This is a genomic window from Amycolatopsis sp. (assembly GCF_035276945.1).
Classification (GTDB): domain Bacteria; phylum Actinomycetota; class Actinomycetes; order Mycobacteriales; family Pseudonocardiaceae; genus Amycolatopsis_E.
Map to the genome: position 1 here is coordinate 15,415 of NZ_DATELF010000123.1, position 12,540 is coordinate 27,954.

At 70.2% G+C, this 12,540-nt stretch carries 14 protein-coding genes, 1 pseudogene and 1 riboswitch; of the genes and pseudogenes, 9 read left to right on the plus strand and 6 right to left on the minus strand.

Features of this window, described 5'->3' with window-relative positions; all coding sequences use genetic code 11:
* Positions 1–16: 16 nt before the first annotated feature.
* Positions 17–460, plus strand: coding sequence for a pyridoxamine 5'-phosphate oxidase family protein (locus VJT49_RS22260; RefSeq protein ID WP_324166830.1), 444 nt, complete (start codon positions 17–19; stop codon positions 458–460).
* Positions 461–579: 119 nt separating this feature from the next.
* Here the strand turns inward: VJT49_RS22260 and lepA are convergent, their stop codons facing one another.
* A complete protein-coding gene (lepA, locus tag VJT49_RS22265; protein ID WP_324166831.1) occupies positions 580–2,418 on the minus strand; it encodes a translation elongation factor 4 in 1,839 nt (612 codons plus the stop codon).
* Between the two features lie 110 nt (positions 2,419–2,528).
* On the opposite strand from lepA, the gene VJT49_RS22270 reads away from it, so the two are divergent.
* Entirely contained in the window at positions 2,529–2,975 is a 447-nt protein-coding gene (locus tag VJT49_RS22270; protein ID WP_324166832.1) for a class I SAM-dependent methyltransferase, read from the plus strand.
* Here the strand turns inward: VJT49_RS22270 and VJT49_RS22275 are convergent.
* Entirely contained in the window at positions 2,964–3,353 is a 390-nt protein-coding gene (locus VJT49_RS22275) for a VOC family protein (protein WP_324166833.1), read from the minus strand. The two genes, VJT49_RS22270 and VJT49_RS22275, sit on opposite strands and share 12 nt — an antisense overlap.
* A 22-nt stretch (positions 3,354–3,375) precedes the next feature.
* Positions 3,376–4,242: pseudogene (locus VJT49_RS22280) on the minus strand (EamA family transporter).
* Between the two features lie 300 nt (positions 4,243–4,542).
* Here VJT49_RS22280 and rpsT point away from each other — a divergent pair.
* Positions 4,543–4,803: a 30S ribosomal protein S20 gene (gene rpsT, locus VJT49_RS22285; protein ID WP_324166834.1), complete on the plus strand. Its 261-nt coding sequence runs from the start codon at positions 4,543–4,545 to the stop codon at positions 4,801–4,803.
* 146 nt (positions 4,804–4,949) lie between these two features.
* On the opposite strand, the gene holA is transcribed toward rpsT, so the two are convergent.
* Positions 4,950–5,966 carry a DNA polymerase III subunit delta gene (gene holA / locus VJT49_RS22290; RefSeq protein ID WP_324166835.1) on the minus strand — a complete coding sequence of 339 codons (1,017 nt, stop codon included), beginning with the start codon at positions 5,964–5,966 and terminating at the stop codon, positions 4,950–4,952.
* Between the two features lie 72 nt (positions 5,967–6,038).
* A riboswitch (SAM riboswitch) is annotated at positions 6,039–6,171 on the plus strand.
* 13 nt (positions 6,172–6,184) lie between these two features.
* On the opposite strand from holA, the gene thrC reads away from it, so the two are divergent.
* From thrC to VJT49_RS22320, 6 genes are all read left to right on the plus strand, one after another.
* Positions 6,185–7,450: a threonine synthase gene (gene thrC, locus VJT49_RS22295; protein ID WP_324166836.1), complete on the plus strand. Its 1,266-nt coding sequence runs from the start codon at positions 6,185–6,187 to the stop codon at positions 7,448–7,450.
* Between the two features lie 78 nt (positions 7,451–7,528).
* On the plus strand, positions 7,529–7,867 hold the full coding sequence (locus VJT49_RS22300) for a DUF190 domain-containing protein (RefSeq protein ID WP_324166837.1): 339 nt from the start codon (positions 7,529–7,531) through the stop codon (positions 7,865–7,867).
* A 45-nt stretch (positions 7,868–7,912) separates the two neighbouring features.
* The gene (locus VJT49_RS22305) at positions 7,913–8,410 is read left to right on the plus strand and encodes a CrcB family protein (protein WP_324166838.1); all 498 of its coding nucleotides are present in this window, start codon (positions 7,913–7,915) and stop codon (positions 8,408–8,410) included.
* Between the two features lies 1 nt (position 8,411).
* A complete protein-coding gene (locus VJT49_RS22310) occupies positions 8,412–8,750 on the plus strand; it encodes a DUF190 domain-containing protein (RefSeq protein ID WP_324166839.1) in 339 nt (112 codons plus the stop codon).
* The gene (crcB, locus tag VJT49_RS22315; protein ID WP_324166840.1) at positions 8,747–9,115 is read left to right on the plus strand and encodes a fluoride efflux transporter CrcB; all 369 of its coding nucleotides are present in this window, start codon (positions 8,747–8,749) and stop codon (positions 9,113–9,115) included. Before VJT49_RS22310 ends, crcB begins: the two co-directional genes overlap by 4 nt.
* Before the next feature lie 111 nt (positions 9,116–9,226).
* Positions 9,227–9,487, plus strand: coding sequence for a hypothetical protein (locus VJT49_RS22320; RefSeq protein ID WP_324166841.1), 261 nt, complete (start codon positions 9,227–9,229; stop codon positions 9,485–9,487).
* A 24-nt stretch (positions 9,488–9,511) separates the two neighbouring features.
* Here VJT49_RS22320 and VJT49_RS22325 read toward each other — a convergent pair whose 3' ends face one another.
* Entirely contained in the window at positions 9,512–11,908 is a 2,397-nt protein-coding gene (locus tag VJT49_RS22325) for a ComEC/Rec2 family competence protein (protein WP_324166842.1), read from the minus strand.
* Positions 11,905–12,540, minus strand: a 636-nt coding sequence (locus VJT49_RS22330; protein WP_324166843.1) for a ComEA family DNA-binding protein, incomplete at its 5' end; no start/stop codon positions are given. The genes VJT49_RS22325 and VJT49_RS22330, both read right to left, overlap by 4 nt.

Genomic DNA, 12,540 nt, shown 5'->3' on the forward strand with positions numbered 1-12,540 from the left:
ACGTTAGAGTCGTTTCGTGGCTGATCTCGAACTCGTCCGCACCCTGTCGCTCGACGAGCACGGCCTGGCGACGGTCGCCGTCGCCCGCGCCGACGGCACGGTGCACGCCTCGGTCGTCAACGCCGGGATCATCGACGACCCGGTGACCGGCCTGGCGTCGATCGGGTTCGTGGCCCGCGGCGGCGCCCGCAAGCTCGAACTGCTCCGCTACCGTCACCACGCCACCATCGTCTTCCGCCGCGGCTGGCAATGGGTCTCCGTGCAGGGCTCCGCCCGGCTGGTCGGTCCTGACGATCCCGATCCGGGCTTCGCCCCCGGCGAACTGCCGCGCCTGCTCCGCGAAGTCTTCCTCGCCGCCACCGGCACCCACGACGACTGGGACGAATACGACCGCGTGATGGCCGCCGAACGCCGCTGCGCCGTGTTCATCCAGGCCGAGCGCATCATCGGCAACGGCTGAGCACCCCTTGTTTCAGGGCGAACTCAGGGCACGAGCCTGCCCAGCAGTTCCGTCAGCACGATCCGCACCGGGTACGGCTTCACCGCGTCGAACGGCTCGTCACTGGTAGCAACAACAGGCTACTTGCCCTTGCCCTTCGGCTCCTCGGTCGACAGCGCGGCGACGAAGGCCTCCTGCGGAACCTCGACCCGGCCGACGGTCTTCATCCGCTTCTTGCCTTCCTTCTGCTTCTCCAGCAGCTTGCGCTTCCGCGAGATGTCACCGCCGTAGCATTTGGCGAGCACGTCCTTCCGGATCGCGCGAATGGTCTCGCGGGCGATGATCCGGGAGCCGACCGCCGCCTGGATGGGCACTTCGAACTGCTGGCGCGGAATGAGTTCACGCAGCCGCGCCGCCATCTTGTTGCCGTAACCGTAGGCGGCGTCCTTGTGCACGATCGCGGAGAACGCGTCCACCGGCTCGCCCTGCAGCAGGATGTCGACCTTGACCAGGTCGGCCACCTGGGTGCCCGCCTCCTCGTAGTCCAGCGACGCGTAACCACGGGTCCGGGACTTCAGCGAGTCGAAGAAGTCGAAGATGATCTCCGCGAGCGGCAGGTGGTAGCGCAGCTCGACACGGTCCTCCGACAGGTAGTCCATGCCCAGCAGCTTCCCGCGCTTGCTCTGGCACAGCTCCATGATCGCGCCGATGAACTCCGCGGGCGCGATCACGGTGACCTTCGACAGCGGCTCGTGCACCTCGACGATCTTGAAGCCGCTCGGCCAGTCCGACGGATTGGTCACCACGTGCTCGCTGCCGTCCTCCAGCAGCACACGGTAGACGACGTTCGGCGCGGTGGAGATCAGGTCGAGGCCGAACTCGCGCTCGAGCCGGTCGCGCGTGATCTCCAGGTGCAGCAGGCCGAGGAAGCCGCACCGGAAACCGAAGCCCAGCGCCACGGACGTCTCCGGCTCGAAGGTCAGCGCGGCGTCGTTCAGCTGGAGCTTCTCCAGCGCCTCACGCAGTTCCGGGTAGTCCGAACCGTCCACCGGATACAGCCCGGAATAGACCATCGGCTTCGGGTCGCGGTATCCGGCCAGCGGTTCGGTCGCACCCTTGCGCTCTCTGGTGACGGTGTCGCCGACGCGGGACTGGCGGACGTCCTTCACCCCGGTGATCAGGTAGCCGACCTCGCCGACGCCGAGGCCCGCGCTGGGCTTGGGTTCCGGCGAGATGATGCCGACCTCGAGCAGTTCGTGCGTGGCGCCGGTGGACATCATCCGGATCCGCTCGCGCGGGGTGATCCTGCCGTCCACCACCCGGATGTAGGTGACCACACCGCGATAGGTGTCGTACACGGAGTCGAAGATCATGGCACGGGCGGGCGCGTGCTCGTCGCCCTGCGGCGGCGGCACCTGGCGAACCGTCTCGTCGAGCAGTTCCTTGACACCCTGGCCGGTCTTGGCCGACACGCGCAGCACGTCGCCGGGGTCGCAGCCGATGATGTGGGCGAGTTCGGCGGCGTACTTGTCCGGGTCGGCGGCGGGCAGGTCGATCTTGTTCAGGACCGGGATGACGTGCAGGTCCCCCTCGAGCGCGAGGTAGAGGTTGGCCAGGGTCTGCGCCTCGATCCCCTGCGCGGCGTCGACCAGCAGGATCGCGCCCTCGCAGGCCTCCAGCGCCCGTGAGACCTCGTAGGTGAAGTCCACGTGCCCCGGAGTGTCGATGAGGTGCAGCACGTGATCCTGGCCGTCCACCCGCCACGGCAGGCGCACGTTCTGGGCCTTGATCGTGATCCCGCGCTCACGCTCGATGTCCATCCGGTCGAGGTACTGGGCGCGCATGGCCCGCTCCTCGACCACGCCGGTGAGCTGCAGCATCCGGTCGGCCAGGGTGGACTTGCCGTGGTCGATGTGCGCGATGATGCAGAAGTTCCGGATCAGGTCCGGGGGCGTGAAGGTCTGGTCGGCGAAGGTCACTCGGGTCCTCGGCTTGTCGTAGGTTCGCTGTCCATGCTCCCATGAGTGTCCGGCGGGATTTCCGGGTCATCCCCGATGCCGGGTCGCCGTGCGCGTGCTGACCTGGAGGTATGAGCACTTCGTTCGGCCGCTTGCTGGACCGTGTCGCGGAGGTCGTGCTGGCACCCGCGAACGCGGCGATCGAGCGGCATGTCCTGCACGTGGCAAAGATCACTCCCGGCGAGGCGGTGCTGGTCGTCGGCGAGAGACCCGCCCTCGGGCGGCACACCGGCTCACCCGAACACACCGGGCTCGACGACGCGTCGGTCGACGTCGTGCTCAGCGTCAACGACGTGCGGAACTGGGCCGACCGGCGGGCCGCGTTCGCCGAACTGTTCCGGGTACTGCGGCCCGGCGGGCGGCTCGTCCTGTCGGCGCTCGAACGGCGGCTGCCGGTGTCCCGGCACGAACTGGCCGACGAAGCCGGCGCGGCCGGGTTCACCGACCTGCAGACCTGGGTGTGGGAGCCACCCGGCCCGGGCGGCCTGGCGGCCCAGCTTCGCGCGCTACGACAGTGACGCCGCCCGCATGTCCGTCCGCAGTGGATGATCGGCGGGGATCTCGACCAGGACGATCCGGGTGCCGTCTGGATCGGAGATCCAGGCCTCGTCCAGGCCCCACGGTTCCCGCCGGGCGTCCCGGTCCGGTGTCACCCCCTTCGCGGCCAGTTCGTCCAGGGTGGAGGGCAGGTCCGGCACCTGCAGCCACAGTTCCAGGTTGCCGGTCCTCCCCGGCTCGCCCCGCCCGGAGACCTCCAGGAAGCCCTGGCCCAGGAAGAACACCGTGCCACCTGGGAAGGTCCGGTAGATCGCCAGACCGAGCACGTCGGCATAGAACGCGGTCAACGCCTCCAGGTCGCGAGGCCGGACCAGCACCCTGCTGCTCAAAACGTGCATAACACCTCCCTACCGCAGGTGTTCAGGAGGCGGCAATCGCGGCAATCCCGGCGAGTACCACGATCGAGCCCGCCAGCCGCCGCACCGGGTTGGCCTCGCCCAGCACGAGTCACCCGGCGAGGCCCCCGAGCACGATGCTGACCTCACACGCGGGCGCGACCAGGCTCACCGGTGCCAGCCGCATCGCGAACAGCACGAGCACGTAGGCCACCGGCGAAAGCCCGCCGACGACGAGCACTTCCCGCCAGTACGCCCGCCAGAGCCGAAGCACCTCTCCCCGGCCGAACGCGACCGGCGCCAGCAACACGCTCCGCAGCAGGATCCCGGTGCCGAAGTAGATCACGGGCGGCACGCCGAGCGCGTTGACGGCGTGGTCGTCCCAAAGCCGGTAGGCGGCGATGGTGACGCCGGTGAGCAGGCCGTACCCCGCTCCGGCCCGGCGGGCACGGCCATCGGACACGACCACATCGGAACCGGTCCCGATCAGGAGCACGCCCGCGACGACCAGCAGCGCACCCATCAGCCCCAGGATCCCCGGCCGCTCGCCGAACAGCAGCACGGCGGCGAACACGGCCAGCAGCGGCCCACTACCCCGGGCGAGCGGGTAGACCACCGAAAGGTCACCGACGGCGTAACCGCGCTGTAGCACGATGCCGTACAGGACATGGAAGATCGCGGTGAGCGTGGCGGCGAGCAGCCACGTCCATTGTGGACGCTCATGGCCACCGATCGCGACGGCCACCGCGATCGGCGCGCGACACACCGCGCCGGCCGCGTGGTACAGGAACACAAAGGCCGCACCGCCGTCGCGGACGCGCTTGGCGGCCAGATTCCACCCGGGGTGCACGATCGCCGCGGTGAGCACAAGAGCGAGAGCTGAGCCGTTCACGGAGGCCTTTCCGCCTTCCGCGGGCACGGAAGGTCGAGGCCCTCTTGGCTTTTGTCCACCTCAGGTGTACCGGCGGGGGTCCAGCCCGGCGGCCGGTGCCGCTCGGACCAGCCCCGCCACCCCTGATTGTCGATCCGCGGCGGGGCGGTGGCGGAACCCTGGGCACCACCCCGACCACCTTACCGCTGCTGGTAGTCTTGTCGACCGTTGCCGTGTGGCATTCCGCCAGGGAGGAAGCCCGGTCACCGGGGCCACCACAACGCGGCAGCGAAACCCGCCGAAAGATCAAGGAGCGCCTTCATGGCCAACATCAAGTCCCAGATCAAGCGCATCAAGACCAACGAGAAGGCGCGCCAGCGCAACCAGTCGATCAAGTCCTCGGTGAAGACCGCGATCCGCAAGTTCCGCGAGGCCGCCGAGTCCGGTGACAAGGACAAGGCCATCGAACTGCAGCGCGAGGCGGCGAAGAAGCTGGACAAGGCCGCCAGCAAGGGCGTCATCCACCCCAACCAGGCCGCGAACAAGAAGTCGGCCATGGCCAGGCGCGCCCACCAGCTCTGATTCCGCGCCACGAAGCCCGCAAGTTGTCACCATCTTGCGGGCTTTTGCGTGACCGCCGGGCGGCGTGCCCGGACGTGGGACTCGCACACCGGCAACGCCGAACACGCACAGCCCGAACGCGGGACTCGCACCGGCCGGGCACGCGGTCAGCGCTTCTCGCGTGCCGCGACCAGGTCGAGCACGGCGCGCTCCAGCGCGTAGGACGAGTCTGCCGCGGCGCCCTTGACCTCCGCGTTGACCCTGGCCACGACCGCCATCGCCTCCGCCAGCCCAGCCTCGGCCCAGCCGCGCGCCTGACCCTGTGCCTTGCGGACCTTCCACGGGGGCATGCCCAGTTCGCCCGCCAGCTGGTTCGGGTTGCCGCGGCCCGCGGCCGACACCCGCGCGATCGTCCGCACCGCGTCCGCGAGCGCGTCGGCGACCAGTACGTGCGGCACGCCGATCTGCATCGCCCAGCGCATCGACTCGAGCGCGGCCGCACGATCGCCGGCGACCGCCTTCTCCGCCACCGCGAACCCGGTGACGTCGGCACGGCCGCGGTGGTACCGGCGGACCGCCTGCTCGTCCACCTTGCCGCCGGTGTCGGCCACCAACTGGGCGGCCGCCGACGCGAGCTCCCGCAGGTCCGAACCCACCGAGTCGATGAGCGCCACCACCCCGGCCGGGTCGATCCGGCCGCCGGCCTGGCGGACCTCGTTGCGCACGAACGCCTCACGCTCGGCGGGCTTGGTGATCTTGGGGCATTCGGTGATCTCGGCGCCCGCCTTGCGCAGGGCCGCCGGCAACGCCTTGGCCGCCTTGCTCCGCCCGCCCCCGGAGTGCACGACGACCAGCACGACGCCGTCCGCGGGCTGGGCGAGGTAACCCAGCAGCGAGTCCGCCAGCTCCTGCGCGATGTCCTGCGCCGATTCGAGCACGATCACCCTGCCTTCGCTGAACAGCGACGGGCTGACCAGTTCGGCGAGCTCGGCAACTGTGAGTTCCGACACTTTCGCGCGCGTGGAGTCCGCGGCCGGGTCGGTCTGCCTGGCCGCCCGGACAGCGGCGCGAACAGCGCGTTCGACGAGAAGTTCCTCCTCGCCGAGGACGAGATGGAGGGATGAGAGGGTCACGGCGGCTGGCACAACACCGATCCTGCCATGGTGACGAAGGCCGCAGGGCATGGCGGGACGCGAAGCCGATGTCGTATGTTGTTACGGACGCATTGCGTGAAGTGAGCGTCGACAACCGAATACCGCTCATCCAGAGGGGCAGAGGGAACGGCCCGACGAAGCCCCGGCAACCGGCGTCAGCCTGTCATCTCGATTCCGCGAGGTAGCTGACGACCACGGTGCCAATTCCGGCCCACGCCAGTGGGACAGATGAGGAAAGGAACCTCGCGATGACTGCAGCCCTTAGCTCGACCGGCACCCGGCGCGCCCTGGATCTGGGCCCCGCCGTGGAACTGGTGTCGAAGGAAGAGGGTCACCGCCAGCCGCTCGCCCCGGAGTTCGTCTCCGCGGAGGACTTCTCGCCCCTCGAGGTCGCCTACGACTTCGGCCGGGTGCGCCGCGAGGACATCGAAGCGGGCCCCAAGAACATCTGGCGGTACAAGAAACTGCTTCCGGTGCCGTCGACCGTCGAGGAGACGCCGAACACCGAGCCCGGCTGTACCAGGCTGATCCGCGCCGACCGGCTCGCCAGGGCACTCGGCGTGAAGCGGGTCTGGATCAAGGACGACACCGGGAACCCGACCCACTCGTTCAAGGACCGCGTGGTCGCCGTGGCGCTGGCCGCGGCCCGCGAGTTCGGGTTCGACACGCTGGCCTGCCCCTCCACCGGCAACCTGGCCAACGCCGTCGCCGCCGCGGCCGCCCGCGCCGGCTGGCGATCGGTGGTGCTGATCCCCGCCTCGCTCGAGCGCGCCAAGGTGCTGACCACCGCGGTCTACGACGGCAACCTCATCGCGGTGGACGGCAACTACGACGACGTCAACCGGCTGGCCACCCAGCTCGCCGCCGAGCACGAGACCTGGGCGTTCGTCAACGTCAACGTGCGGCCGTACTACTCCGAGGGCTCCAAGACCCTCGCCTTCGAGATCGCCGAGCAGCTCGGCTGGCGGCGGCCCGAGCAGATCGTCGTGCCGGTCGCGTCCGGGTCCCAGCTGACCAAGGTCGACAGGGGTTTCCGTGAGCTCGCGCAGGTGGGGCTGGTCGACGACACCCCGTACAAGGTGTTCGGCGCGCAGGCCACCGGTTGCTCGCCGGTGTCGACCGCGTTCCGCCACGGCCACGACGTGGTGCAGCCGGTCAGGCCGGACACCATCGCCCGGTCGCTGGCCATCGGCAACCCGGCCGACGGCCCCTATGTGCTCGACGTGGTCAACCGCACCGGCGGCGCCGTGGAAGACGTCAACGACGAAGAGATCGTCGAGGGTATCCGGTTGCTGGCCCGCACCGAGGGCGTCTTCGCCGAGACCGCGGGCGGGGTCACCGTCGCGACCGCCAAGAAGCTCATCGAGGCCGGCAAGATCGACCCGGACGCCGAGACGGTGCTGATCATCACCGGGGACGGCTTGAAGACCCTGGACGCCGTGGAAGGCCGGATCGGCCCGCGCGTTACGGTCGCACCGTCGGCCGACGCCGTCCGCGAGGCACTCGGCGACTGACCGGCCCGCTCCCCGGCCCCAACGCACACTTGACCGGCCCGCCGGCCCGAGGTCTACTCGGTTCGGTGGTGAAGTGAGGTGGCACGGTCCGGGCGCGCGCTGCGGTTGTCGATCTTCGTGGACGAAGGCGACACCTGGGAGCACAAGCCGCTCTACGCCGAAATCGTGCACCGCGCACGAAAGGCGGGCCTGGCCGGCGCGACCGTGATCCGTGGCATCGAGGGCTACGGCGGGACCCGGAGTATCCATACCAGCCACCTGTTCCGGCTCAGCGACCACGTGCCGTTGCTGATCGTCCTGGTGGACGACGAGGAGCGGATCCGGGCGTTCCTTCCGCAGCTCGACGAATCGCGCATCACCGGGATGGCGGCCCTCGACGAGGTGGATGTCGTCCTCGGCCGGCATCGAGTGAGGTAGTGGCCGCGGCAGGGGGCGCGCCGGCGGGCGGAGGAGGATATCCCCATGGACGGCGAGGTTGAGCTGGAAGAACCGGTCGATTCCGACGTCGACCTCCGGGTCCCGTCGCAGCGTCGTGAGCTCGCGCGCCACCACGGGCCCGTGCTCGCGGTGATCGCGGTCGGGGGCGGGCTGGGTGCGCTCGGCCGCTACGGGCTCGCCGTGTTGCTGCCCACCCGGCCCGGCCACTTTCCGTGGGCGACCTTTTTCACCAATGTGCTCGGCTGCCTGCTCATCGGCGTGCTCATGGTGTTGATCACCGAGATGTGGACGGTCCACCGGCTCGTCCGGCCGTTCATCGGCGTCGGCGTTCTCGGCGGTTTCACCACCTTTTCCACCTACGCGGCCGAGATCCGCGCGCTGTTGGAGGCTGAGACCGTCGGCCTTGCTTTCGCCTACCTCGCGGGCACGTTCGCCGGCGCCATGCTCGCCGTTGTGGCGGGCGTGTGGGCGACCAGAGCCGTCCTCCGCGTCGACCTGCCCGGACGGGGAGGGACTGCCTGACATGCACACCACCGAGCGGGCCCTGCGGCTGACGATCTTCCTCGGCGAGGACGATCGCTGGCAGCACAAACCGCTCCACCACGAGATCGTCCAGCGTGCCCACGAAGCCGGCCTGGCCGGCGCGACCGTGCTGCGCGGCTGCGAGGGCTTCGGCGGGACCGGGCTCGTCCACACCACCCGCCTGCTCAGTCTGTCCGAAGAGCTGCCTGTCGTGGTGATCATCGTCGACGCCGAGGAACGGGTCCGCGGGTTTCTGCCCCAACTCGACGACCTGGGCGCGACCATGGTCGTGCTCGACGAGGTCGAGGCCCTTCGCTATACGGGAGAGCAGGTCACGTGACCCTTGTCCTGATCTTCGTCGGTGCCGCCATCGGCGCGCCGTTACGCTACCTGACGGACCGGGCCGTCCAAGCTCGTCACGACAGTCTGTTCCCCTGGGGAACCTTCACCGTCAACCTGGCAGGCTGCCTGATCCTGGGCGCGCTCACCGGCGCAAGCAGCGCGCTTCCCGCCCAGGCGCTCTCCTTCGCCGGCACCGGTTTCTGCGGTGCGCTGACCACCTACAGCACGTTCAGTTATGAAACGTTGCGCCTTGCGGAGCAACGGGCCTACTTCTACGCGACGATGAATGTCGTCGTCAGCATCATCGCGGGCGTCGGGGCGACCTTGCTCGCCTACACCACCACGAGGGCACTCGCCCTCTGACCGCACCACAGGCCGCCCGAGTTCACCACTGGTTCCGGCACGGAGGTTTACGAACGCTCCGATCAGGATAGACAACCCTGCGTGGCGTCCAGTGGGACGCAGGGAGGAATCATGAAGCCGAGGAAAAGGTGGACTCCACTCGGTGACGAGTCGTACCGCCTGTTTTGGCACAGCGTCGCCTGGAGGCTCGATCGGGCGCCGGAGGGCTGCGGGTACCCCTGGCTTCTGCGGAACAACCAAGGCGCCAAACAGTACATCGGCGACATGGATGTGGAAGCCGCACAACGCAAGGCCGAGTTCTGGCTCGACGTGAGCACGGGCGGGCTGTACCCGTCGCCCAGTCCTCGGATCGCCCTCGACTGGGCGGCGTGATCCGGACTCGGATTCAGGCCATCGCTACCTCCCCCGCCTTACGACGGCCGGTCCCGTCTCGTCGGGGACGACCGCGGTGTCGCCGCCGGTGTCGGTCCGGGCGACCAGCGCACCCGCGGCCACGAGTGTGTCTACTGTGGACTTGTTGGGGTGACCGTACGAATTACCCGCGCCCACACTGATGATCGCGAGCCTCGGGGCCACCGCGGCGAGGAAGAGCGGCAGGGAGAACCGGCTCCCGTGATGCGGCACTTTCAGCACGTCGGCGTGCAGATCCGTGCCCGCGGCGAGTAGATCGTCCTGGGCCGCGAACTCCATGTCCCCGGTGAGCAGCACCCCTCCGGCCGGAGTGATCGCCCGGAGCACGACCGACGCGTTGTTGATATCGGTTCCGTCGTTGTCCTCCTCCTGTCGCGCACTCACATAGCGCGGGCCCAGCACCCGCATGCTCAGCCCCGGCCAGTCGAGTTGTTGCCCGACGTCCAACTCCAGCAACGGCACACCCCGGCGTGCGGTGACCTGGGCGACCTGCCGCCACGCCCAGCCGGGCATCCGCCCCGGCCCCACCGCGACCGCACCCACCGCGCGGGCGGCGAGCACCGAGTCCAGCCCGCCGATGTGATCGGCGTGCAGGTGACTCAGCACCAGCAAGGGCACCCGGTCGATCCCCAGCCGCGCGAGACAATCGTCGGCGGGACCCGGCTCCGGGCCGGTATCCACCACGACGGCACGCCCCGGCTCGGCCGTGGCCAGGACGATCGTGTCGCCCTGCCCGACGTCGCAGGCCACCATCGACCACCTCGCCGGCGGCCAGCCCGGCGCGATCACCTGGACCGGCACCACGACAAGCAGCACGCAGACCAGTCCGAGCGCCAGCCCGATCCGCAGCCGCGGCCGGCGTAGCGCGAGCGCCACCGCGACCACGGCGACCAGTGCGAGGGTGCCGCCCCACCAGCCCCCGGGCCACGGCAGGACCGCCCCCGGCACCCGGGACGCGTGGCGTGCGACGAGGATCAGCCACTCGGCTTCGGGCCCCGACGGCAACGCCGACAGCCTGGCCGCGGCCGGCCAGAACGTCGCCAGAACCGCGGTCACCACGCCGAGCACGGTGGCAGGCGGAACCGCCGGCGCCGCGAGGATGTTGGCCGCGATCGACACCACGCTGACCTGTCCGGCCATGCCCGCGATCACCGGTGCCGTGACCACGAACGCCGCCATCGGAACCGCGAGACCTTCGGCGAAACCGGCGGGCACCCCGCGCCTCGCCAGGGCCTCGGCCCAGCGCGGAGCGAGGAGCACCAGCCCGGCCGTGGCGAGCACCGAGAGCGCGAAGCCGAAGCTGACCGCCATCGCCGGGTCGACGGCGATTAGGACCAGCACGGCGGCCGCCAGAGCCGGCAGTGCCGAACGTTCCCGCCCGAGCGCCAGGGCGAGCAGCCCGACCGCGCCCATGACCCCGGCCCGTAGCACGCTCGGCTCGGCCCCGGCGAGCACCACGAACCCGACGAGGGCCAGTCCGGCCAGACACGCGGAGACCCTCGGCCCCAGCCGCAGGACACGCAGGAGCAGGAGAACCGCGCCGGCCACGACGGCCAGGTTGCTTCCGCTTACCGCCATCAGATGCGACAGGCCCGCCTCGGTGAACTCGCGCTCCACCTGCGGGGACAATCCGCCGGTATCACCGACCACAAGCCCCGGCAGCAAGCCGGCCGCCTCATCGGAGAGGACCGAACTCGCCTGCCTGAGCGCGGCCCGGAGCGATTCGGCCGCTCGTTGCCACCAGGAGGCCGCACCCGGCTCGACCGGCGGTCCGCGCACGTACACCGCGGCCACCGTCAGGTCGCTTCCCCTTGGCGGAGCCAGCGTGCCGGTAACGGTGACGTCCTGGCCTGGCAGCAGACCAGCCCACTGCTGGAACGGCGCGATGAGCACGACTCGCCCGCTGGACCGCACAGGAGTCCGGGAACCCGGGGTCTCGGCCTGGAGCACCTCGGCCGTGATCACGACCGAACGGCTGCCCGCCTGCTGGTTGGCGTATCCGGCCGAGTGCACCGGTTTCGGCCGTTCGGTCACCGTCACCCGGAGCGTGGCGTTCGTTCCCCTGGCGGACAGCTCGCGCAGCGGATCGTGCTCGGCCCTGAACAGCCGCATGGTCAGCGGTCCCGCGAGCATCAGCCCCGTCGCCAGCAAGGCCGCGCCACCGGCGCGCCACCGAAACCGCGCCGAGCCGTCGGGGCGGGCCGGGCGCCGGGGGGACAGCCACCAGAGAAGAAACGACGCGGCCATCGCGGCGGCCGCGCCGCAGGCCGGCGCGGCCCACCATCCCCAGAGCAGGCCGAGCAGCACGCCGAGCCAAAGCGCGACCGCGGCCGGAACGAGCCGGAGATCGTGCCGGGCGGTAGCGGCCTGAAAGCCGTTCACGAGACCGTCACCTGATCACGGAGCCGGGCCAGCTTGGTGGTCCCGATCCCCTCGACGTCCTGGAGCTGTTCGACGTTGGTGAAACGGCCGTGCCGACCGCGCCAGTCGACGATCCGCTTCGCGGTGACCGCGCCGACGCCCGGTAAGGCGTCGAGCTGGTCCGCGGTCGCGGTGTTCAGGTCGAGCTTTCCCGGCGGCGCGCTCGCCGGTTCCTGCTGGGCGGCCGGGGGCACGGGAACCCCCACGTAGAGCTGTTCGCCGTCGGACAGTTTTCGCGCCAGGTTGAGCGCGCTGACGTCGATACCGGGAAGGGCACCGCCCGCGGCCAGCAACGCGTCGGCGACACGGGCTCCGCTCGGAACCGTCACCAATCCTGGCGAAACCACCTTTCCGACCACGCTGATCACCAGCGAGCTCTCCGCGATCTTGCTGGCGGAAGCCAGGACGGGCGGCGGACTGTCCCGGGCGGCGGGCAGCAGCGGTGGCCGCTCCGTGGGAGGACCACCACCGAGCAGCAGGATCGAGCCGCAGACGAGCACGATCACCGCGAGCAGGCTGGCGCAGACCGCGGTCAGCCTGCGGCGGCGCGGGCTGCGCGTGAGCGCGCCCGGCACCCACCGCTCGACCAGCCG